The 21,161-nt window shown below is 62.8% G+C and carries 21 protein-coding genes and 2 tRNA genes; 11 read left to right on the forward strand and 12 right to left on the reverse strand.

Annotation, left to right across the window (positions count from 1 at the left end; genetic code table 11):
- Positions 1-74 precede the first annotated feature (74 nt).
- From HWW87_RS09735 to HWW87_RS09750, 4 genes are all read right to left on the reverse strand, one after another.
- A complete protein-coding gene (locus HWW87_RS09735) occupies positions 75-359 on the reverse strand; it encodes a hypothetical protein (RefSeq protein ID WP_244107171.1) in 285 nt (94 codons plus the stop codon).
- A gap of 582 nt (positions 360-941) precedes the next feature.
- On the reverse strand, positions 942-1,757 hold the full coding sequence (locus HWW87_RS09740) for a hypothetical protein (protein ID WP_175820117.1): 816 nt from the start codon (positions 1,755-1,757) through the stop codon (positions 942-944).
- Between the two features lie 210 nt (positions 1,758-1,967).
- Positions 1,968-2,513: a hypothetical protein gene (locus HWW87_RS09745; RefSeq protein WP_175769865.1), complete on the reverse strand. Its 546-nt coding sequence runs from the start codon at positions 2,511-2,513 to the stop codon at positions 1,968-1,970.
- A gap of 111 nt (positions 2,514-2,624) precedes the next feature.
- Complete coding sequence (locus HWW87_RS09750; protein WP_174433405.1) at positions 2,625-3,242, reverse strand: recombinase family protein; 618 nt, start codon at positions 3,240-3,242, stop codon at positions 2,625-2,627.
- A gap of 511 nt (positions 3,243-3,753) precedes the next feature.
- Here HWW87_RS09750 and HWW87_RS09755 point away from each other — a divergent pair.
- Complete coding sequence (locus HWW87_RS09755) at positions 3,754-5,217, forward strand: AAA family ATPase (RefSeq protein WP_174433377.1); 1,464 nt, start codon at positions 3,754-3,756, stop codon at positions 5,215-5,217.
- A 220-nt stretch (positions 5,218-5,437) separates the two neighbouring features.
- Here HWW87_RS09755 and HWW87_RS09760 read toward each other — a convergent pair.
- A tRNA-Arg gene (locus tag HWW87_RS09760) sits at positions 5,438-5,514 on the reverse strand.
- 183 nt (positions 5,515-5,697) lie between these two features.
- The gene (locus HWW87_RS09765; RefSeq protein WP_175820118.1) at positions 5,698-6,528 is read right to left on the reverse strand and encodes an undecaprenyl-diphosphate phosphatase; all 831 of its coding nucleotides are present in this window, start codon (positions 6,526-6,528) and stop codon (positions 5,698-5,700) included.
- Positions 6,529-7,007: 479 nt separating this feature from the next.
- Between HWW87_RS09765 and HWW87_RS09770 the strand changes: the two genes are divergently transcribed.
- The 5 genes from HWW87_RS09770 to HWW87_RS09790 all read left to right on the forward strand — a co-directional run bounded on the left by HWW87_RS09770 (position 7,008) and on the right by HWW87_RS09790 (position 12,528).
- Complete coding sequence (locus HWW87_RS09770) at positions 7,008-7,919, forward strand: aldose epimerase (protein WP_175820119.1); 912 nt, start codon at positions 7,008-7,010, stop codon at positions 7,917-7,919.
- A gap of 131 nt (positions 7,920-8,050) precedes the next feature.
- Complete coding sequence (locus HWW87_RS09775) at positions 8,051-8,752, forward strand: peptidoglycan DD-metalloendopeptidase family protein (RefSeq protein ID WP_175820120.1); 702 nt, start codon at positions 8,051-8,053, stop codon at positions 8,750-8,752.
- A 367-nt stretch (positions 8,753-9,119) separates the two neighbouring features.
- A complete protein-coding gene (locus HWW87_RS09780) occupies positions 9,120-10,742 on the forward strand; it encodes an acyl-CoA synthetase (RefSeq protein WP_175820121.1) in 1,623 nt (540 codons plus the stop codon).
- Positions 10,743-10,814: 72 nt separating this feature from the next.
- The gene (locus tag HWW87_RS09785; RefSeq protein WP_175820122.1) at positions 10,815-11,138 is read left to right on the forward strand and encodes a DUF2288 domain-containing protein; all 324 of its coding nucleotides are present in this window, start codon (positions 10,815-10,817) and stop codon (positions 11,136-11,138) included.
- 10 nt (positions 11,139-11,148) lie between these two features.
- Complete coding sequence (locus tag HWW87_RS09790; protein WP_175820123.1) at positions 11,149-12,528, forward strand: MATE family efflux transporter; 1,380 nt, start codon at positions 11,149-11,151, stop codon at positions 12,526-12,528.
- A 19-nt stretch (positions 12,529-12,547) separates the two neighbouring features.
- On the opposite strand, the gene HWW87_RS09795 is transcribed toward HWW87_RS09790, so the two are convergent.
- Entirely contained in the window at positions 12,548-12,724 is a 177-nt protein-coding gene (locus HWW87_RS09795; protein WP_175820124.1) for a hypothetical protein, read from the reverse strand.
- A 136-nt stretch (positions 12,725-12,860) separates the two neighbouring features.
- Between HWW87_RS09795 and HWW87_RS09800 the strand changes: the two genes are divergently transcribed.
- Positions 12,861-13,031, forward strand: coding sequence for a hypothetical protein (locus HWW87_RS09800; RefSeq protein ID WP_174433383.1), 171 nt, complete (start codon positions 12,861-12,863; stop codon positions 13,029-13,031).
- A 204-nt stretch (positions 13,032-13,235) separates the two neighbouring features.
- On the opposite strand, the gene HWW87_RS09805 is transcribed toward HWW87_RS09800, so the two are convergent.
- Both HWW87_RS09805 and sixA read right to left on the reverse strand, forming a co-directional pair.
- A complete protein-coding gene (locus HWW87_RS09805) occupies positions 13,236-14,042 on the reverse strand; it encodes a GNAT family N-acyltransferase (protein WP_175820125.1) in 807 nt (268 codons plus the stop codon).
- 170 nt (positions 14,043-14,212) lie between these two features.
- The gene (gene sixA / locus HWW87_RS09810; RefSeq protein WP_175820126.1) at positions 14,213-14,674 is read right to left on the reverse strand and encodes a phosphohistidine phosphatase SixA; all 462 of its coding nucleotides are present in this window, start codon (positions 14,672-14,674) and stop codon (positions 14,213-14,215) included.
- A gap of 167 nt (positions 14,675-14,841) precedes the next feature.
- Here sixA and HWW87_RS09815 point away from each other — a divergent pair.
- Positions 14,842-14,918, forward strand: a tRNA-Pro gene (locus tag HWW87_RS09815).
- Positions 14,919-15,543: 625 nt separating this feature from the next.
- Here the strand turns inward: HWW87_RS09815 and HWW87_RS09825 are convergent.
- Complete coding sequence (locus tag HWW87_RS09825) at positions 15,544-16,047, reverse strand: DUF4189 domain-containing protein (protein ID WP_175820128.1); 504 nt, start codon at positions 16,045-16,047, stop codon at positions 15,544-15,546.
- A 348-nt stretch (positions 16,048-16,395) separates the two neighbouring features.
- Here HWW87_RS09825 and HWW87_RS09830 point away from each other — a divergent pair, with 348 nt between their 5' ends.
- A complete protein-coding gene (locus HWW87_RS09830; RefSeq protein ID WP_175820129.1) occupies positions 16,396-16,785 on the forward strand; it encodes a zinc-binding dehydrogenase in 390 nt (129 codons plus the stop codon).
- Positions 16,786-16,871: 86 nt separating this feature from the next.
- Here HWW87_RS09830 and HWW87_RS09835 read toward each other — a convergent pair whose 3' ends face one another.
- The gene (locus HWW87_RS09835; RefSeq protein ID WP_244107173.1) at positions 16,872-18,215 is read right to left on the reverse strand and encodes an MFS transporter; all 1,344 of its coding nucleotides are present in this window, start codon (positions 18,213-18,215) and stop codon (positions 16,872-16,874) included.
- Positions 18,216-18,250: 35 nt separating this feature from the next.
- Positions 18,251-18,745: a MaoC family dehydratase gene (locus tag HWW87_RS09840; RefSeq protein ID WP_175820130.1), complete on the reverse strand. Its 495-nt coding sequence runs from the start codon at positions 18,743-18,745 to the stop codon at positions 18,251-18,253.
- A 176-nt stretch (positions 18,746-18,921) separates the two neighbouring features.
- Here HWW87_RS09840 and HWW87_RS09845 point away from each other — a divergent pair, with 176 nt between their 5' ends.
- Together HWW87_RS09845 and HWW87_RS09850 are read left to right on the forward strand one after the other, a co-directional pair.
- Positions 18,922-19,824 (forward strand): LysR family transcriptional regulator, encoded by a 903-nt coding sequence (locus HWW87_RS09845; protein WP_175820131.1) that lies wholly within the window; start codon positions 18,922-18,924, stop codon positions 19,822-19,824.
- Positions 19,825-19,925: 101 nt separating this feature from the next.
- Entirely contained in the window at positions 19,926-21,149 is a 1,224-nt protein-coding gene (locus tag HWW87_RS09850; protein WP_175820132.1) for a CaiB/BaiF CoA-transferase family protein, read from the forward strand.
- Positions 21,150-21,161: the final 12 nt, after the last annotated feature.

Consider the following 21,161-nt stretch of genomic DNA (forward strand, 5'->3'; position numbering starts at 1 on the left):
AACCTCCGCTGCGTTCGGCGCAAAGTTCTACAGGATGGAGAACAGATAGCCGCCCGCATGCAAGCCGCCGACGCTCAACGCGGAAGCCGATAGCCGCGCCGCGCCCGCTCGATGTAGCGGCGATCAATCACCGGCGGCGGAGGCTTCGTCGCCTTTCGAATGGCTGCGCTTGCGAAGTCTTCGATGCTGACGCCGCGCATAGCGGCGCATACCGCGAGCGAAGCGCGATCCATGCCGCGAAGCCGTGACGCCTGCTCGATCACCTCCGGTTCAGGTTCCTCCGGCCGGGCCATCGGAACGCCCAGCGCGGACAGCCGGGCGATGCGTTCCTGCTCCATACAGTCAAGCTCATCGTTCATGCTTTCACCCGCGCCCGGTATTTCCGCGCGGCCCAGCTCGGCAGCCCGCCCGTACATGCTTCTACTGCTTCCCGCCATACAGCTACCGCCCCTTTCGATGCTCGGGCCTCAAGGCGCTCGAAGTAGGACTGCGCCGTGCCGCTGTGCTCAAGCGGATGTTGAGGGGTCTTGCTCATACTCATCCTCCAAATGTGACAAAGCCCGCACGACGGCGGGCCTCTGGTTGCGGCAGGCGATGCCTGCGCGGGAGCGTACGGTGCGAATGTCCGCGTGTGTGTCTTGGTTGGGACATGAAATGGAATCGCTATCCGGCCCCCAGCCGTGTGCCTGTCTGCCTAGTGCAATGAAATTGAATCCATCGCGGCCGGGCTACTGCCAAGGATTCGACAGGCGGCTCGCGAACCGCCGTACACAGGCGCTACGCGGTCGGGACGAGATGAAGTAAGAATGTGCCGCCGAGGTGCAATCAACCCGTCACGGGCCTGCTGACGCAGTGTTAGGGCCGAACTCGTGCGCGCCTTGCGGGTTCATTTCTCCGCCGGGCAGTTTCACGCGTGCCGGACGTATCGGCACGGCCTCCGCTCACTCTCCGAGGATGCCGCCGAGGGCCGCGTCGATCTCATCAGCAGCGGCCTTATCGGCAGCTTCCGCAGCGGCCTGCACCTCGACACGCTCCCGCGCTACACGCGCCGCCTCGTCGGCATTCCTGAGCCAGCCGAGAATCGTCTCTTTGGTCAGGGTCTTATCCAGCGCCAGTAAAGCCGCAACGACGCCGTGATCCTTCCCGCCGCTGCGCACTACCAACGTGCCGCCGTTCCCCTTCCGGCGAAGCGTCCGCGCCGATCCGAACCAGTACACTTGATCGTTGCCGAGGAAGGCGAATCGGCCCATGGCGAAGTCCTGCCCGGTATCACCAGCCGCTTTACGAGCGGCGAGCCGGAACTTGGCGACCTTGGAGAACGTGTCGAGTCGGGGTTTCCCGCGACCATTCCATCGGTCAGCATCCGCCATCAGGCCAGCTTCGACGAGCCGGGACTCGGCGTACTCAATGAGGCTCGGCGGGAGCTTCGTGCTCGACCATGCCTTCGGGCCGATGCCGACAGCGGCGAAGCCAGCATGCTCCGCGACAGCATCCCTTACTGCCGACCGAGACAGGCCGTCTAGCGCCGGACTCACCATGAAAGCCAGCCCTCTACGGATTGCCTCGTAGTACGCTTGGGGCTTCTTCGGCCGCACGATGACGGCCCCGATGATGTCGATGTCGATACCCAGCGCCTTGGCGTCGGCGATTACTTCGCGGCGCGCTTGATCTAGCTTCCGCTGCAAGCCCTTGATCTGGTCGGCGAGGATGGCGGCACGCGTTGCGTCGGAGATAGCGGCCTTGGTCGATGAACCCATGTAGCGTCTGATGCTGACTTGATTACGAGAGGGGAACCTACCCTAAACAGCGACCGACCACAATCCCTTATGCAGTCTAGCTTTTGTACTGAATAGCTCGATAGGTTCCCCTTTCCTGCACTATTCTATGGAGAAGAATAGAAGTACAGGGTTCCCTTTGGCCCCGGCCCAAACCAGATTGTGCTCGGCCGCGTCGCCACCAGTCTCGCATCAGCACACCGCGAGCACATCTCCGATAGCGGATTCCGCAAGCGCTTCCGCATCCTCTGCCCGGTAACGGTCGGCCACCTCGCCGCTCGCATCTGCCCGCGCCCGCCATGCAGTAGCCCCGAGTCGCAGCGCACGCAGGGCGCGCAGCATCTTATCGTCTGCGCCTGCTGCGTCCTCCCAAGGCTCGGACTGCAAGACCCACCCCTCGGTATCGGCCACCGTCCCAGCTTCGGCCAGCGTCTCATAGCCAGCCTCGCCAGCATTCGCCAGCTCGGTCGCCCGGTCCTCATAGCCGACGAAGAACGCGCCCTTCGCGTCAGCGTGATCCCACTCCGGACAGACATGCTGGCGGATGAAGTCCCAAGCGGTTTGGCAATGGTCCGCCATGCTGGAATAGCCGGGCGCTACGGGCATCGCGCGGGCTGGGACGGGCGTATCCTTGCGCGCCGCTTGCCAGTCCACCTCAGCGAAGAATGCGCCCTCCTTGTAGGCATCTGCGGCGTCGATGTTCGAGTTACGGATAGCGATGATGTTCGTTTGATTCATGGTCGTTTTGCGGTACTCTGCGGGCGCGCTGGCCCGCATCGGTTAGGTGATGCCCGGTCGATCCGCCAAGACTGAACCGAGCGTTACTGTGGTACGTGCGGTGCCAGCGCCCTACTCGGCGGTGCCTCCTTCGGCCCCAGCCGAACCGGCAGCAATCACGGATTGCGCCGCCTTCATGATGGTCACGTGCGTTGTGCCGTATTCCTTCGCCAGTGAGCGCGCCGACGCGCCTCCATCTAGCCTCGCCCGAATCGTGCGCTTCTCGTCCGGCGTGAAACGCTCGGGCCTGCCGCCGACGCGGCCCTCCGCGCGCGCGCGCTCAAGCCCCGCGTGCGTCCGCTCGACGATCAAGTCGCGCTCAAACTGCGCGAACGCAGCGAACATGCGCAGGATGAGATCGCCCGCCGCGCTTGTCACCTCCTGCACGGGCAAGTCCAGCACAACTACCCGGACGCCTGCGGCGCGTAGCGCCTGCACCGTGCCGTCAACGTCGGCAGCATTCCTGCCTAGCCGGTCCAGCTTCGCAACGACAAGCACGTCGCCCGCCTCTAACTTCTCCACTAGCTTGCGGAACTTCGGGCGCTCCATCGCTGGAACTGTGCCGCTGATAGTCTCAGCACACACACGATGCGGCTCTACCTCATACCCCGCCTGCTTCGCGACAAGCTGCTGGTTCGTCGTGTCCTGATCCTGCGTCGATACGCGGCTGTACAGAAATGTTCGTGACATAGTTTGTGCGTGTGAATCGCCATGGATAGATAACGTGGATAGAATCATCTTTCGGATAGAAACTATTGTCAAGGACTTTCTAACCACTCTCGGCGCACCGAATCCCCTGGACACTTAACGAACGTTATCTATCCATGTCTCAGCGGATGCTCCTTCCACGGTGCACATGCGTCGACGATGAGGCCCCCACCCTCGGCGTGTCGCCGGTCAGCGGGTGCGCATCGGCGAGATCAGCGGCACGCGGCGCGGCTCACGCCGCGCCCGGCAGTTCGCCAATGAACATGGATGATGCCCGGCGACGAATCCCGCTGGATAAAACGCGCACACCCACGCACGGGGGCGCACGCGTGCGGGCGAGTGGCGTAAGTCCGCGCAGATAAGCACATCAAATTTGGCTTCGGCTATTTTGTCGGCGCAGCGCAACTATTCGGAGCGAATTGCAGCAATCCGGCAAGGAGACTGGCGGTATGATTACTTCGCCCAGCCATGAAGCGAATAACGAGGAGCGATTGTGGACCACCAAGAAGTGAATACGATCCGGGGACAGTTTCAGGCAGGTCAATGGCCGCAGTTCTTGCAGATGATCTCGATTGCAGGCCTTCGTGGCTGGGCGGGCCAAAGCGTTGAATTCAACTACCCGGTAGTGGCAGTCGTCGGGGAAAATGGCAGCGGTAAAAGCACCTTGCTGAAAGCCGCAGCCTGCGCATACGATCAAGGTGATCGGGACAAGAGGTTCTACCCTTCCACTTTCTTCGTTGAGACGGTGTGGGACCAAATCCGCAACGTGGCCATTAATGTTCGGGTCAGGCGCGGTCAAGCGGTTGACACCTTCCGCATCACGAAACCCACGGCTCGTTGGCGGGTGCCGGAAAACGCGCCCCACCGCAACGTCTATCTGCTCGACATCTCTCGAACACTCCCTCTTGATGCCTCCGCTGGGTACGCCAAAATAGCCCGGTCGGCTGCATCCGAGATAGAAAGCAATGACATCGACAATGAATTTCGTCAGCGACTGTCTTATGTCCTTAGTCGTCAATACAATCGAGCACGCTTCGCCACGTCAAACGTTGATGCCCGCCGACAAGTAGGGTTGCTCGAAAGAGAATGGGGCGAAGTCTCGCAGTTTCACCAAGGTGCCGGCGAGGATGCGACCCTTGACCTCTTTCGCGTGCTTCAGGGGATGCCGCAGTATTCCCTTCTCCTTATCGATGAAGTGGAAGCATCACTCCATCCACGTGCTCAAAGGCGACTCATTAGATTCTTACTTTGGCTTTGCCGCCAAAGGCGAATTCAAGTTGTGCTATCAACGCATAGTCCGTACGTACTGGAGGAATTGCCGCAAGAAGCCCGTGTGCTATTGCTGCCCGGGCCGCAAGGGCTGAGTGTCCTGTACGGCGTTTCGCCTGAGTTTGCGATGAGCAGACTTGACGATGAGGTCCATCCCGATGCACATGTATTCGTTGAAGACCGCGAGGCTGCGGTGTGGCTGCGGGAAATTCTCGCATCTTCGGCGGACACCGCCGAGCTTATCGGCCGCATCACTATCAGTGCTGTTGGCCCGTCGAATGTCGTTTCCCTCATTGGTCAGTTGGGACGTAATGGGCGACTGCCTTACCGATCGGTCGCAGTGATTGATGGCGATCACGATGACCCGAACTGCGTACGCTTGCCGGGTGATCTTGCCCCGGAGCGGATCGTCTTCACGCAATTGCGCGAGCGGAATTGGCCTAATTTGCCGGAACGCTTCGGTATCGGCGCGGGTACTCTGCTTACGGCGCTTGAGGACGCAATGTTGGCTCCCGACCATCACGACTGGACACGACTGGTCGGGGATCGAGTGCACAAAAGCTCCGCGAGCGTGTGGGAGATTTTGGCGAACGAATGGAGCCGAACGTGTCTTGATGCAGCCGACTGCCAGCGAATCGCCGACGCAATAACGACAATTGCCGACCAACCACAAGCGGGCGGGCTTTAGCCGTTCGCGGCGGGCCGCGAGTGCACAGAATTCCTACCGGAATTCTACCGGCTGTTACAGGGGAAGCGCATGGGACGGCACTAGAATGCCACCCATCACGCCCGTTCGCCGCTAGAATCCGAGCACACTCTGAGCACAGTGAGTGCAGTTCCGCGTGCTGATCGGAGTGCAACCCAGCAGTGTGCTCGACTCACAACTTGTTGATCTTTCAGGGAAATTCTGGCCCGCCCTACACGATTCGAACGTGTGACCTACGGCTTAGAAGGCCGTTGCTCTATCCAACTGAGCTAAGGGCGGTCGGGGAGAAAAGACACGGCCTGACACGGGACCGCATTCGGCATCGGGTTTTGGAGCAACGAGCGGCAGCCACACCGCCCACAACCACTCAAAGCCCCGAAACAAAACGGGCCCGGCATAGAGCCGAGCCCGAAATTATACCCGATCATCGCGCCGGATCACGCGAGAGCGGCGCCCGCGGCATCAAACCGGCTGCGGATGCAGCATGAACCAGCCGAGGCAGAACACGCCGGCGATCACGCAATACACGCCGAACGATGCAAGCCGGCCGCGCCCTTCGAAATAGCGCATCAGGAACCGCACGCTCAGGTACGCGGCGATCGCCGTCAGCACGCCGCCGAGCAGCGCATCGGCGAGCTGGTCGCGCGCATGGAACAGCTTCGGCAGTTCGAGCACGCCTGCGGCAAAGATGATCGGCGTGCCGAGCAGGAACGAGAATTCCGCCGCCTTCTCCGCCGTCAGCCCGGCCGCGTTGCCGGCGATCATCGTCAGCCCGCTGCGCGAGAAGCCCGGAATCAGCGCGCCGATCTGCGCGAGGCCCACGAAGAACGCCTGCTTGAACGTCATCTTCTCGGGCGCCTGATGCGCGCGGCTGCGCTGGATGCGATCGCCGAGCCACAGCAACACGCCGTTGACGATCAGCGCGATCGCGACGATCCGCAGATCGTGAAACACGCGCTCGATGCGCTTCTCGAGCAGCAGCCCGACGATGCCGGTCGGGATCGTGCCGATGATCAGCGCCCACATCAGGTGCCCGTCGTCGTTCTTGCGGCCGCCGAGCTGCGCGAAGAAGCCGCCGATCAGCGCGATCCAGCGCGCGCGGAAGTACCACAGCAGCGCCACCGCGGTGCCGAGGTGGAGCGCGACGAGGAATGGCAGCAGTTGCGGCGCGTGCTTGTCGATGTGCATGCCGAACAGCGCCGGCACGAGCAGCGTATGGCCAAGGCTGCTGACGGGGAAGAGTTCGGTGACGCCCTGCAGGACGCTCAGGAATACCAGAAACCAGAGGCTCACGCGTCGGTCCTTTTAGTGAAGATTAAGCGGGAAGGAAGGCGGACGACGCGATGCGCGTCCTGAAAAACGCGCCCCGATTATGCCGAGCCCGGATTACTGCGCCAAGGCATTTGGCAGGATATTGCGGCAATGCACACAAACGCTTGCAACTTGTAAGCACTCAGAAAGCAAAAAGCCCGCCATTTGCATGGCGGGCTTGTCGACTTCGGCAGAAATTGCCGTCAGCGGCCGAGCTGATAGAAAAATAATACCGTGCTACCGGTAAACATGCCGAACAGTGCGATTCCCATTGCCATTGCCAGATCCATGGCCCCCTCCACGAAGTGTCATGACCCGGCAACATCACCGGTTTAGATGCATTATCCAGACCGTCGACAGTGTTAAAAACTCGCAATTTCCCGAGAAGGGTTTTCCCCGATCGGCCGCGGCCCGATAATGGAACGCACGTTGCTCCCGTCACCCGCCCAACCCGATTCGCCATGCCGATCTTCCAGCAACACGACATTCACGAACTTCACGCCGGCCCGTCGCTCGTCCGGGTCGCCCCGCAATCCGGCGGCCGCCTGCTGTCCTGGCACGTCGATGGCGAACCGGTAATCTTCTGGCCGGAAACCGCCGACTGGAGCAACCTCGCCCGCGTGCGCGGCGGCAATCCGCTGCTGTTCCCGTTCCTCGGCCGCCACCGCGTCGGCGGTGAAATCGGTCGCTGGCGCGACGCCGCCGGCGTGGTCCGCGATCTGCCGATGCACGGTTTCGCGCGCGATCTGCCGTTCGACGCGCACCCGTCGGCCGACGGCGCCGCGCTGACGATGACGCTCGACGCGAACGACGCGCTGCGCGCGAGCTACCCGTTCGATTTCCGGTTCGAAACGACCTACCGGCTGGCCGACGCGCATACGCTGGAAGTCGCGCTGACGACGACCAATCGCGGCGACACGCCGCTGCCCTATTACGCCGGCCACCATTTCTATTTCGCGCTGCCGCACGGCGAGCGCGCCGATACCCTCCTCGAGCTGCCGCCGACGCACCGTTGCCAGCAGCGCGCGGATGGCTCGATCAGCCCGCTCGAACCGGGCGAAGCCCGTTACCGCCTCGACGATCCGGACATCCTCGACCGCTTCCACTGCCTCGACGGCGAGCCGTCCTCGCCGGTGCGCATCGTGATGCCGGGCCGCCGCCGCACGATCGAGATCGCGCTGGACGTGCCGGGCTCGATCCCGTGGTACGCGGTCACGACGTGGACCGAAAAACCGGATTCGGACTTCTATTGCGTCGAGCCATGGCTCGGCCTGCCCGATGCGATCCACAACGGCCTCGGGCTGCGCATGCTCGCGCCGGGCGCGACCGAAACGGCCGCGCTGCGGATCCGCGTCACCCCGCTCGCCGGCTGATTCGGCCCGCATCGAACCGGGGCGCGGCGGCCCGCCAGCGACCGAAACTGCGGTGCACGGGTCGAACCCGTTAAAATCGGACGTTTTGTGTTGCCTGCCGCGTCACGCGCGGCAGGGTCTTGCGAGGTTCAATGTTCGGAACAACAACGAAGCGACTCTTCGCAGCCGCCTGCGCCGCCCTGCTCGTCGCGTGCGGCTCCGCGCCCGTCGGCCCCGGGTTCTATCGCGTCGAGCGTGGCGACACGCTTTACAAGATCGCGCGCGACAACCGCACGTCGGTACAGAGCATCGTGCGCTGGAACCAGATGACGAACCCCGATGCGATCGAAGTCGGCCAGGTGCTGCGCGTCGCGCCGCCGCCCGGCACGGCCACCGCATCGACGCCGTCGACCACCGGCACCGGCAGCGCCGGCCGCGCGCGCCCGACCCCTTCCGCGCCGGTCGAATCGGCCGTGAAGCCGGCCACGAGCATTGCGCTGATCTGGCCGGCGGCCGGCAACGTGGTGCGCACGTTCGACGGCTCGAAATCGAAGGGCATCGACATCGCGAATTCGCCGGGCACGCCGGTGATCGCGGCCGCGCCGGGTGTCGTGGTCTATGCCGGTAACGGGCTGCGCGGCTACGGCAACCTGATCATCCTGAAGCACAACGCCGATTATCTGACCGCCTACGCGCACAACCGCGCGCTGCTGGTGAAGGAAGGCCAGTCGGTCACGCAAGGGCAATCGATCGCCGAGATGGGCAACAGCGACAGCGATCGTGTCGCGCTGCATTTCGAGCTGCGCTACGGCGGCCGCTCGATCGATCCGTCACGCTACCTGCCGGCGCGCTGAGCGCACGACAGACGGCATGCGACGCCGGCGCGCATCGCGTGCCGTCGTGGCGAAAACGGAAAAAATCGAGTCAGCGCTTGCGCAGACGTCCGGTGAAACGGCCGGACAACGGATCGACATGACGAGCAAACGCCACCAGCACACCGATTCCGATCAGGCTGAACCCCGCAGCTATCAGAAGCAAATCCATGGTCACACCACTGTTTTGTCTTGATCTTATGCGTCATTGTGGAATCGTGCACTGAGCCGTGGCTATTGGACGAGTCCGAACATTCCCTATCAACACACACCATTGTGGATTCGTCTGCGTGAAATCCTGATGTAAGCCGTTCACCCGACGCCATGCCCACACCCGGGAGACCATGCGATGCTGCCCGCCGCCGACCGCTACGATCACCTCCTCTCCCGCTTCCGCTGGGACATTCCGGCGCGCTACAACATCGGCGTGGACGTGTGCGACAAATGGGCCGACGGCAGCGGGCGCCTCGCGCTGATCCACGAAACGGCACAAGGCGACGTCTCCCGCATCACGTTCGACGACCTGAAGAATGCTTCTAACCGGCTCGCGAACAGCTTTGCGCGCGCCGGCCTGCGGCGCGGCGACCGGATCGGCATCTTTCTCGCGCAGGGCCCCGAAACGGCGATCGCCCATCTCGCCGCGTACAAGTTCGGCGCGATCGCGGTGCCGCTCTTCACGCTGTTCGGCGTCGATGCGCTCGAGTACCGGCTCGCGAACAGCGAGGCCGCCGCGCTCGTCACCGACGCGGCCGGCTACGCGAAGATCGCGCCGCTGCGCGCACAACTACTGCCGGCGCTGCATACCGTCTACTGCATCGGCGACGATGCGCCCGACTCACCGGGCGTGCTGCGCTACGACGCGGCGCTCGCCGCAGAAGCGCCGGAGTTCGTGCCGGCCGATACGGCCGCCGACGATCCGGCCGTGATCATCTATACGTCCGGCACGACGGGCAAGCCGAAAGGCGCACTGCACGCGCATCGCGTGCTGCTCGGCCACCTGCCGGGCGTCGAGATGTCGCAGCAGTGCTTCCCGCGCGACGCGCGCCTGTTCTGGACGCCCGCCGACTGGGCATGGATCGGCGGGCTGCTCGACGTGCTGCTGCCGTCATGGCATCACGGCGTGCCGGTGCTCGCGCGCCGCTTCGAGAAATTCGACGGCGACGCGGCGTTCGCGCTGATGGCGCGGCACGGCGTCACCCACGCGTTCCTGCCGCCCACCGCGCTGAAGCTGATGCACGCCGTCGCGGCGCCGCGCGAGCGCTACGCGCTGTCGCTGAAATCGGTCGCGAGCGGCGGCGAATCGCTCGGCACCGAACTGACGGCGTGGGGCCGCGACGCGCTCGGCGTGACGATCAACGAGTTCTACGGGCAAACCGAGTGCAACATGGTGCTGTCGTCGTGCGCGGCGCTGTTCGATGCGCAGCCCGGCGCGATCGGCAAGGCCGTGCCCGGTCATGCGGTCGCGATCGTCGATGCGGACGGCACGCCGCTGCCGCCCGGCGTCGAAGGCCGTATCGCGGTGCGCCGCCCCGATCCGGTGATGTTTCTCGAATACTGGCGCAACCCCGGCGCGACGCGCGACAAGTTCGCGGGCGACTACCTGCTCACCGGCGATACGGGCACGATCGACGCCGACGGTTTCGTGCGCTTCGTCGGCCGCGACGACGACGTGATCACGAGCGCCGGCTACCGGATCGGCCCGGGTCCGATCGAGGACTGCCTGCTCACGCATCCTGCGGTGCGGATGGCGGCCGTCGTCGGCGTGCCCGACGCGACGCGCACCGAGATCGTCAAGGCGTTCGTGGTGCTGAACCCCGGCCACGTCGGCGACGATGCCCTCATCAGCGCGCTGCAGGCGCACGTGCGCACGCGGCTCGCCGCGCATGAGTATCCGCGCGCGATCGCGTTCGTCGACAGCCTGCCGATGACCGCGACCGGCAAGATCGTGCGCCGCGCGCTGCGCGACGCGTGAGCGGCCCGCCCCCGCTCGGCCCGCCCGGCCGGATGGTTTATAGTGGCGCCACGCAGCTTTTCCAAGAAACCGATGTCCTCTGATCAACACGCCGCCGCGGGCGCGTCGCACAGCCCGCTCTACACCAAACTCCTCGGCGAGACCGCCAAGATCGACTGGTGCGATCTCGAGCGCTTCTTCGCACAGGGCAAGCTGCTGTCGGTTGCGCGCGACCTCGATCTCGTCAGCGTCGCGGAAGCGGTCGCCAGCGACGATGCCGAACAGGTCACGCGCTGGCTGTCGTCCGGCCTCGTCGCGCGCATGCCGGCCGAGACCGCCGCCGACTACGCGGCGCGCAATCCGGAGCTGTGGGCGGTCGTCGTCTCGCCGTGGGTCTGCGTGCAGGAACGCGCCTGACGCGTCCGCCATGTCCGAATCCGCCTTACCGCACGGGGCCGGCGGCGCTGCGGCCACCGTCACGCATCGGCGCGTCCTCGCACTCGCATTCCCGATCGTCGTCGCGAACCTGACCCAGCCGATCCTCGGCGCCGTCGACACGGCCGTCGCCGGCCACCTCGACGGGGCGCAATATCTCGGCGGCGTCGCGCTCGGCGGGCTGTTCTTCAATTTCGTGTTCTGGGGCTTCGGCTTCCTGCGGATGGGGACGACCGGCCTCGTCGCGCAGGCACATGGCGCCGGCGACTCCATCGGGATCCGCCTGAACCTGCTGCGCGCGCTGATCGTCGCGTTCGCGCTCGGCGCCGTGGTGCTTGCATTGCAGGTGCCGCTGCTGTCGTTCGCGCTGTCCGCGCTCGGCGGCAGCGATGCCGTCCGCGCGACGGCGCTCGCCTACAGCCACTCACGGATCTGGAGCGCCCCGTTCGCGCTCGCGAACTACGTGGTGCTCGGCTACCTGCTCGGCGTGCAGCGCGTCCGGCTCGCGCTCGTCGCGCAGGTGTTCATCAACGCGGTGAACATCGGCGCCGTGCTGCTCTATGTGTACGGTTTCGGCTGGGGCATCGCCGGCATCGGCGCCGCGACCGCCACCGCGGACGCATGCGGCTTCGCGCTCGGCGCGTGGATGCTGTGGCGGCTGCGGCCGCGCGGCCTTGCACCGCTCGCCGTACGCGCGCTTGCCGACCGCGTCGCGCTCAAGCGGCTGATCGTGCTCAATCGCGACATCTTCCTGCGCACACTGTGCCTGCTCGGCGCCTTCGGGTGGTTCGCGCATCTCGGCGCGAAACAAGGCGACGCGACGCTCGCCGCGAATGCGCTGCTGCTGAATTTCCAGACCTTCATGGCGTATGGCCTCGACGGCTTCGCGCATGCGGCCGAGGCGCTCGTCGGCGCGGCGGCCGGCGCGCGCGACCGCCGCACATTCAGGCAAGCCGTGCGCGTCACGCTGTTCTGGTCGGCACTCGGCGCGCTGCTGTTCGCGCTCGTTTACTGGGCGGCGGGCGGCTGGATCGTCGCGCGCCTGACCGACCAGGCCGAGATCCGCGCCGTCGCGTTGCGTTACCTGCCGTGGGCCGCGATCTCGCCGATCGTGTCGGTCTGGGGCTTCCTGCTCGACGGCGTGTTCATCGGCGCGACGCAGACGCAATCGCTGATGCGCGCGATGGTCGTTTCGTTGTCGATCTTCATCGTGGCCACCCTCGCCGCCGTCGGCACGTTCGGCAATCACGGCCTCTGGTTCGCGCTGCTGCTGTTCATGGCGGCGCGCGGCGCGACGCTCGCGCGCTACCTGCCGGCGCTGTTGCGGCGCATTGGCGCCGACCCGCAGGCCGCGTCGGCGGCCCGCGCGTGACAGCGGGCCCGAGCGACCGTTACTGCACCGGTTTCGGCGACGGCGCGTCGAGCATCGACGGCGGCGTCATGTCGGTCGGCACGCCGCGATAGTCGGCCGGATCTTCCGGCGGGTGGCCGCGGCGCGCCTGGCGGGGATCGCTGGTGCAGGCAGCAAGAAGGGATGCGGCCAGCACGGCCAGCATGAAACGGGTCATCAGGGAAGGCTCCGGAAGACGGCGCGCCCATCGCACGCCGGGACCGCGTCGAGTCTAGCGGAAATCCGGTTTCAGGGTTGCGCCGCGCATGTCCTACTATGTACGCATGGCGCTGTGCCGTTGAAAGGAGGCTGCCATGTCGTCTGAGGAAATTGCGGGCCTGATCGGCCTGGTCATCGGTCTGATGGTGCTGGTCGCACTGTCGTACTTCGAGTCGCGCGAATACAAGCGCAACCACGAAGGCGAAGGGATGATCCACCACTGGATGGCGGAGCACCACCTGCTCGACTGGCGGCGCAAGCACTGAGCGCGCCGCGGCCGTCGGCCCTCCCCGGGGCCATCGCGAACGTGCCGCCCCGCGGCACGGCGATAGCTGCGTATCGCTGAAATTATCAGGGCCTGATACGTCACACCTGAACCGGATATACGAACGCCGTCGCGCGGCAGCTACCGCGCGACGGCGTTGGCTTGCGCGCGTCGCACCCGGTGGGCGCGACGCGATGCGGACCGCTTAGCCCAGGAAGTGGCGAGCGTAGCGCACGTTGATGTCCGACAGGCGGAACAGCGTCAGGAAATCCGCGCAGTTGAAGTCGGGATCCCAGGCCGGCGCGCCGCAAATCTTCGCACCGAGACGCAGGTAGCCCTTGATCAGCGGCGGCGGCGCGACGACGGTGCCCGTCTGCAGTTCGTCGACCGGCAGCGCCGTGTGCGGAAACGCGCGATACTCGGGCGCCGTCAGCGAGCCTGCCGACAGCGACTGGTACAGGTTCGCCGCGTAGTGGCCGCCGTCGGCCATCGACACGCTCGCGCAGCCGAGCATCGTCTCGTAGCCGTTCTGCATCATGTACGCGCCGAGGCCGCCCCACAGCGCCATGATGACGGCGCCGCTGCGGTAGTCGCTGTGCACGCACGAGCGGCCGACCTCGACCATCTTGCCGCGCAGGTGCGTGAGGCGCGACAGGTCGAATTCGCCTTCGGCGTACAGGCGGCCGACACGCGCCGCCTGGTGCGGCGGCAGCACGCGGTACGTGCCGACGACTTTCAGCGTGTCGAGATCGCGGACCAGCAGGTGGTCGCAATACGCGTCGAACGGATCGACGTCGAGACCGGAAGGGCCGCTGACCTGCGCGCCCATCTCTTCGGCGAACACGCTGTAGCGCAGGCGCTGGGCTTCGCGCAATTCGTCTTCCGTACGCGCCCATGCGGCGCGCAGGCGATACTCCGATGTGACGGTTTCACTGGCGCGCGGCAAGTGGCGCCGCGACGTGTCGAGGGGCAGCGAGGCAAAAGGGAGCGTAGGCGTCGGCAGTTCTCGCATTAGGCTTTCCTGGTCGTAAGGAATAGGGCGACATGCCCGCCAATGTAGTAATCGGCCGTGACCGTTATGTGGCACGACCGTGTCCTTTCAATGACGTGTCGCCGAATTGACTTTAGCAGAAAGCTCGCGAAACCGTATGATCAATCCCTACAAACCAATTCAGGCGGGCTTCACACCAGTTCGGGCGTCAGGACGGCCCGCAGCACGGCCTGCCGGCTGCCGTCGCGCGTGCGGCTCGCCAGCCACACGATTCCGCCCTTCTTGATGCTCCAGCTGTCGTCGTCGCCGGCGATCAGTTGCGCGGCAACGCTGCCGAGCGTCGGCTGGTGGCCGACGATCACGACCGTCGGCGCGACGCCTTCCGGCCAGCCGGCCGCCGCCAGCACGTCGTCGACGCTGCCGCCCGGGGCGAGCGCGTCGATGGTGCGGTACTGGTCGGTCAGCGCCTCGACGGTCTGTACGGTGCGCGCCGCCGGGCTCGCGAGGATCACGGCATTCGTCTCGAGCCGGCCGCGCAGCCATTTGGCCATCGCCTGCGCGTCCTTGCGGCCGCGCACGGTCAGCTGGCGCGCGAGATCGCTCGTCGCGTAATCTTCGGCTTCGGCGTGGCGCCACAGGATCAGGTTCATCATGATGTTCTCCTTGCGTCGACGGGCGACCGCGCGCATGCGTGCGTGCGTGCGGGTCGGCCGATCGTCACGGGAATTGTCGCAAATCGCGACCGCTTCGCGGCCGCGGCATTTACCCGCATATCGTGATTGACCGAGCCGGTCATTCAACGTTATTATCTTTGGCTCGTCGGAGCGTAGCGCAGCCTGGTAGCGCATCTGATTTGGGATCAGAGGGTCGTAGGTTCGAATCCTATCGCTCCGACCAAAGGAATCAAGGGGTTACATGCCAAAAGCGTGTAACCCCTTTTTCTTTATTCGGGAGCGCCGCTGCAATCAGTCTGCGTAATCGTGTTCGCATGTGCCGCCTCCTCGGAAGGAGTCTTACTGCACCGGCCTGGGAAGACTGCAACCCGAATAGAAAACGCGGCAGTTCCTGTCGTTCGCGTTGCAGACTTTCATGGCCTTGGCTGTGGCCTCGTCGATCGAAGCCCCGTAGTTCGAGTTGTGCGTGTTTTCTCCAACAGACATGACCGCGCAGCCATTCGCGTACGAGAGGTCAACCTCGCACTGCGTACCACCTTGCGCCTTGCATTGCGAAAGCGCGGCGCGCTCAGCCTGTCGCTGGCTGTCCAGATCGGTAGATGTGCCCAGAGCGCCCACCTTACCGTCGGTGGAGATTGCCCCCCAGCGGGAGATCCAACTCATCTGGCGTTGAGGTGGAGATGCGCCTTGCTCTTGGCCGCCCGAATCCCGGCCACATCAACCCGCGCTATAGGGGATCCAACCCGGCGGACACGCGACTTGTGCATCGCTGAGCGATGCAGCGCCCAGAAGTGTCGCCAGCAAGGAAAACGTTCGGATGGCACGCATAGTAGATGAAGTCGCCCACGCTATTGGATACGTTGAGGAAGACTGCAGGCGGAGTAGTAAACGTGGCAATTTGAATCTCCTGCGGCACGGCACATCTTCAATCCCTTCTGCGCGGCATCGTCCTCCGTGATACTGCCATTCATGTTCATGGCTCGATCGCCGACCACCATCGCCACACAGCCGTTTCCATAGGAAATCTGCAGTGTGCAGTCAGTGCCGCCCTTGAGGCGGCAATCCCTCAGAGCAGCCACTTCGGCCAGCGCCCTGTCGGGCTGGTCTTTCGAGGCTCCGAGGATGCCCTTAGGCGTGTCTGTCGCAAGCGCCTGCCAGCTGGAAGCCCACCGGACGGAGGGCGCCGAGCTCTGTCCAGGGTATTGCTGTTGCGCGTTCGGATCCGCGCCGCACACGCTTTGGTCCTGCGCCGTGCCATACGGAACCATCCCCGGAGGACAGGCGGTCTGCGCTTGGGCGATAGAGCCGCAAGCCAGCGCACTCAGCAAGCCAAGCAAAAATACGAAGCGCATTCGGTGCATCGATGGTTTCCGCTGGATCACCCGTTATTCGATTTCATCTTCACGGCAATTATTTCGATGTCGGCGATATCGCACACAACGAAGTTGATCGCGAAAAAGTCCTGCCTCAGCTTGGACTTATCGACGCCCATGTCCATCGGCAAGCAGCCGATGAAACGCGCTCGCCAGATTAAGCGCGCAGCGTGCAGAGAATGTATACTAATCGGTCTATCTTGAACAGAATACTGAGCGCCGGGTTCGGACATGCTGGCGTAGAGGCAACGCCTGCTTTGTTTCCATTTCTTAGTATTCGCTACCGCAGTCGTTCAGTAAGCGTGGAGCCGACACCGTCTTGACGGCGTGAGCATCAACCGCAATGCGGAGGATTGGGTCGAGGTCGTCTGGCGGCTCACCGGCGACCGCGGCGTCGATCATGTCCTGGAGGTGATTGGCGGCGCGCATCTCGGCAAGGCGGTCCAGGCAGTGGCGATACACGGCCATATCGCAATGGTCGGAACGCTCGACGGGTTCGAGGTCTCGGCCTTGGCCCACCCTCTGCTGCTCAAATCCCCAACCATCCAGGGGATCGGCGTCGGCCATCGCCGGGCGCTGGAGGATCTGGTCGCCGCAGTCGACCGGACCGGTCTCATACCCGTGATCGACAAAAAATACACCCTTGAGGAGCTTCCGGCGGCGCTCGATCACCTCGATCGCGGTGCCTTCGGCAAGATCGTCCTCGAACTCAACTGAGCGAAGATAAACGGGATAATAGGGCATCAGTGGTCAATGTGACCCTGGCTCAGGGTCACTTCAAAGTCATTGCCGAACTTCACTCATCACGGAAGCTGCCGGCGGAATGCGAGAACAACGATGAGACCCGTTGTAACCTGGATGATCGAAACCACGTAGAGTCCGGTCACCATACTGCCCGTCAAGTCCTTCAGAACCCCGAGCATCCATGAAGACAGCAGGCCGGAAATCTGCCCTAGGCTGCTGATGATGGCGATGCCGATGGCCGCCGTACTCTTTGAGAGATAGGTCGGCGGAATCGACCAGAAGACCGAGAACGCGCCATACTGCCCGATACTGACGAAGGTGAGGAAGACAATGGCCGGCAACCAACTGCTATGGAAAGCCGCGAGCAACAACGAGCCGATGGCAGTAATCGACACAGTTGCCATGAAGTGCCAGCGTCGCTCCTGCATGCGATCTGACCGACGTCCCACCGTAATCATGGAAATCGCGCCTGCGACGTTCGGGATGACTGTCAGAAGGCCAATGACGAGAGGACTGCTAATGCCGGACTGCCTGATGATGGCAGGCCCCCAGAAGTTAAGCACGCTCAGTGCCCAGGGGCTGAAGAAGTAAGCGAGCGACAGGAGATAAATACGGGGGTCACGCAGTAGTTTGGCGAACACGGCTCTGGTGCCATGCATGTGCTGCTTGCCAGCTTGCTCGTGGTTCAGCAGTTCGCGAAGGTAGTGCTTCTCGTTTTGATTTAACCAGCGCGCGTCTTCAGGACTATCGTCCAGATAGAAAAATGCTGCCACGCCCATCACCAACGCAGGCAATCCTTCGATGAGGAACATCCACTGCCATGACTTGAGGAGATACTCGTCTCCAAAAAACTGCATGATGCCGCCCGATAGCGGGCCACCGACAATACCGGCCACACAGAGGCTAACCATCAGCATCGAAGTCGCACCTGCCCGACGGCTCGCCGGAAACCAGTAGCTGAGGTAAAGAATCAGGCCGGGGAAGAAACCAGCTTCGGCGGCACCCAGAAGAATACGCACGATGTAGAACTGCGTCGGCGTGCTCACAAATGCCGTACAGGCCGACACAATGCCCCACACGACCATGATGCGCAACAGAGCGGCTCGAGCGCCGAGCTTCTCGAGCAACATGTTGCTCGGCACCTCGAAAATGACGTACCCAAGATAGAAAATGCCGGCACCAAGACCATACGAAGCATCGGTGAGTCCGACATCGGCCTTGAACCTTAGATAAGCGAAGCTGACGTTCGAACGGTCGATGTAGCACAGTACGTAGGCGAGCAGCAGAAACGGTATTAGGCGGAGCGCGATCTTTCGGAAAAGCGCTGCCTCGTCAACAAAGACGACTCCTCTCGCTTCAAGGCGCGAGTCTTCCGCACCGTCACTGATGGTGGCTTGATTCAAGCTTGTCTCCTGGATATGGTCTTGAGCGAGAGGGCTCAGTTGTTCTTGGTAGGATGCTTGCGGAGCAGATAGCGCTGCATCCCCTCAAGTACCTTTTCGCCGCGTTGATTCACCACGGTCGACGACATTGTCAGAACGCCAGTTGTGCGTTGTTCGAGCAGTTCGCTGACTTCGAGCGCGCTGTAGAGTGTGTCGCCCATGAAGACCGGCTTCAGAAACTTGCTGTTCTGTTCGATAAATCCCATCAGAGAATGCTCGATCATGTGCGGAAAGAGACCAGCGCCGGCTGCAGTCTGAATGACGACCTGGAATCCATGTGCCAGCATCCCAGGCATGCCGCGGGCGCGACAATACTCCACGTCGTAGTGAACCGGATGGTTGTCGCCGCTGGCAAGTTGGAATGCCGCGAAAAGGGCATCGGTTAGTGTGCGCGATGGAAGTGCGAACCGCTCTCCGACTCGAAAGTCTTCGAAAAATCGCTGCTCCGCTAGATAATACGTTTGTGGGCTGATGTTTTCGTGTGTCTCCATCGCGTCCGAGAGTATCTAAGGGTTGGGAGTGAACCGCGCGAACTTAGCTGCAACCGACGGCTCGTACGGATGGTGGAGTATAGAAAGCGCGTTCGCGCAGGCGATAGTCGAATGTTTCGAAAGGTGCCTTCGTATCTGTCTAACGCTGCGTCCCGCAGTCACAAGAGGAAGACCAAATGAGATACGAACTGACGGACCTGAAGCTGTTCCTCGCCGTGGCGGAGTCAGAAAGCCTGTCTGCAGGCGCCTCTGTCATACATATCTCAGCACCATCGGCAAGCTATCGATTGAAAAATCTGGAGCAGGCCATCGGCGCGGATTTGTTTATACGTAGTCCGAAAGGAATGTCTCTGACCCCTGCAGGACGGGTTCTGCTCTCGCATGTTCGGACCGTCCTGTCGGCTATTCAGCACATGCAGGGCGATGTCGCGAAATTCGGCAACGGCGTAAAAGGCCACATCAAGATGGTGGCAAACAGCTCATGCATGGAAGGTCTCACCTCGGCGCTTAGCCGTTACCTTGGCACCCATCCGAACATCAACGTCGAGTTGGAAGAGCGACTAAGCGCAGACATAGTGCGGGCCGTTACAGACAAGAGCGCAGACATTGGTCTTCTCGCTGGCGACGTGATGACCGACAAGCTTTCCTCCATGGGGTATGGAGAAGATGAGCTCATCCTGGTCACTCCGGTACCCCATGTCCTCAGCTCGCGTTCGCGACTTTCTTTCGAAGAGGCTCTGGATGCCGACTTCATCACGCTGAGCAAGCGCAGCAGCAACACTCAGTTCCTTACCCAAATGGCCGACCGCCTTGGACGCAGCCTGAAGGTCCGGGTCAACGTCCATAGTTTTCCTGTGGTGTTGCGCCTCGTTGAAGAGAATGTCGGTGTCTCCATCGTGCCTCGAAGTGTCGCCGTGCGCGCCATTCAGGCAGGGCGAGTCGCCGGCATACAGCTGACCGAGGCGTGGGCGAAGCGCAAGCAGAGTGTGATTGCAATTGACTTCGATGCTCTGCCGGAATTCGTTCGGGAGTTTGTTGAATATCTCAAGGAACCACGACAAGGAGACGCTGCGGATTAGACAGCGCCTAACGCATTGTTCGAATCATTCGACTCGTGCTCAGAGAAGATCGCCTCCTATACTGCGACGCTACTTGAAGCGATGAAATGGGAGACGACACAATGCTTGACGGTGCGCTCAAAGGCGTAAAGGTCCTCGACCTCTCACGTATTCTGGCGGGGCCTTGGTGTACGCAGAATCTGGCCGACATGGGTGCGGACATCATCAAGGTGGAAAATCCCGATGGTGGCGACGACACGCGCGAATGGGGGCCGCACTACCTCGATTTTCCCGGTGATGAAACGCGTCTTTCCGCGTACTTCGCGAGTTGCAATCGCGGAAAGAAGTCCGTTGCCATAGATTTTTCTAAGGCGCAAGGTGCCGCCATCGTACGTCACCTTGCGTCGAAGGCGGATATCGTCGTTGAGAACTTCAAGTCCGGCTCACTTGCGAAGTACGGACTTGACTATGAGACGCTCAGTGCGTTAAATCCTCGCGTCATCTATTTGTCGATTACGGGCTTCGGGCAAGAAGGACCGATGGCCGGTCGCCCCGGCTACGACTACGTCTTCCAAGGTGCCGGTGGGCTTCTGAGCTACACCGGCTGGCCGGAGGGCGAACCAGGAGCGGGGCCTGTTCGTGTCGGCGCATCTATTATCGATGTCAGCACTGGCATGTACGGCACTGTCGCAGTGCTCGGTGCCCTGTTCCAGCGGACGCAGACTGGAACAGGTCAGCATATCGACCTCGCGTTGTCAGATGTTGCAATCGCGATCAACGCGAACAATAACCTCTCGTATCTCATATCCGGCCAATCACCGAAGCGATTGGGCAACGCCCATGCCAATCTCGCCCCGTATGAAATCTTTCCGTGCGCAGACGGATACATCGTCCTCGCAGTAGGTAATGACCAACAGTTCGCCCGTTTCTGCAAGGTAGCCGGACGACCGGAAATGGTGGCCGATTCGCGCTATGTGACCAACGAGGACAGGCTAAAAAATCGCGCCTCGCTGCGTGAGGCCGTGGGCGAAGCGCTCCTGGGTCGTACCCAGCACGAGTGGGGTGACGCATTCGATGCGAATGGCATCCCTTGGGGACCTATCAATACGCTTGAGCAGGTATTCGCCAGTCCGCAGACGAAGTACCGAAAGATGGCGCAGACGCTCACGCATCACCAGGGCGTCAGCGTCCCGACCGTGCGCAATCCGGTCGCCATGGTCGATGTTTCCGGGAGCAAAGCGCCCCCCCTGCTCGGCGAAGACACGCACGCAGTTCTGACGACGCTCGAGCTATCGCCTGCCGACATTGAACAACTCGAGGCGCAAGGCGTGGTTCGCACTGTTTGATACCTGAGTTTC

The organism is Burkholderia sp. BCC0419, from assembly GCF_902830285.1.
Taxonomy (GTDB): Bacteria; Pseudomonadota; Gammaproteobacteria; order Burkholderiales; family Burkholderiaceae; genus Burkholderia.

Bases quoted from the DNA above. Each gene is read 5' to 3' on its own strand.
- HWW87_RS09735 (WP_244107171.1), bottom strand. From the start codon at position 359: ATGAACGATGAGCTTGACTGTATGGAGCAGGAACGCATCGCCCGGCTG.
- HWW87_RS09740 (WP_175820117.1), bottom strand. From the start codon at position 1,757: ATGGGTTCATCGACCAAGGCCGCTATCTCCGACGCAACGCGTGCCGCC.
- HWW87_RS09745 (WP_175769865.1), bottom strand. From the start codon at position 2,513: ATGAATCAAACGAACATCATCGCTATCCGTAACTCGAACATCGACGCC.
- HWW87_RS09750 (WP_174433405.1), bottom strand. From the start codon at position 3,242: ATGTCACGAACATTTCTGTACAGCCGCGTATCGACGCAGGATCAGGAC.
- HWW87_RS09770 (WP_175820119.1), top strand. From the start codon at position 7,008: ATGCCGATCTTCCAGCAACACGACATTCACGAACTTCACGCCGGCCCG.
- HWW87_RS09775 (WP_175820120.1), top strand. From the start codon at position 8,051: ATGTTCGGAACAACAACGAAGCGACTCTTCGCAGCCGCCTGCGCCGCC.
- HWW87_RS09780 (WP_175820121.1), top strand. From the start codon at position 9,120: ATGCTGCCCGCCGCCGACCGCTACGATCACCTCCTCTCCCGCTTCCGC.
- HWW87_RS09785 (WP_175820122.1), top strand. From the start codon at position 10,815: ATGTCCTCTGATCAACACGCCGCCGCGGGCGCGTCGCACAGCCCGCTC.
- HWW87_RS09790 (WP_175820123.1), top strand. From the start codon at position 11,149: ATGTCCGAATCCGCCTTACCGCACGGGGCCGGCGGCGCTGCGGCCACC.
- HWW87_RS09795 (WP_175820124.1), bottom strand. From the start codon at position 12,724: ATGACCCGTTTCATGCTGGCCGTGCTGGCCGCATCCCTTCTTGCTGCC.
- HWW87_RS09800 (WP_174433383.1), top strand. From the start codon at position 12,861: ATGTCGTCTGAGGAAATTGCGGGCCTGATCGGCCTGGTCATCGGTCTG.
- HWW87_RS09805 (WP_175820125.1), bottom strand. From the start codon at position 14,042: ATGCGAGAACTGCCGACGCCTACGCTCCCTTTTGCCTCGCTGCCCCTC.
- sixA (WP_175820126.1), bottom strand. From the start codon at position 14,674: ATGATGAACCTGATCCTGTGGCGCCACGCCGAAGCCGAAGATTACGCG.
- HWW87_RS09825 (WP_175820128.1), bottom strand. From the start codon at position 16,047: ATGCGCTTCGTATTTTTGCTTGGCTTGCTGAGTGCGCTGGCTTGCGGC.
- HWW87_RS09840 (WP_175820130.1), bottom strand. From the start codon at position 18,745: ATGGAGACACACGAAAACATCAGCCCACAAACGTATTATCTAGCGGAG.
- HWW87_RS09845 (WP_175820131.1), top strand. From the start codon at position 18,922: ATGAGATACGAACTGACGGACCTGAAGCTGTTCCTCGCCGTGGCGGAG.
- HWW87_RS09850 (WP_175820132.1), top strand. From the start codon at position 19,926: ATGCTTGACGGTGCGCTCAAAGGCGTAAAGGTCCTCGACCTCTCACGT.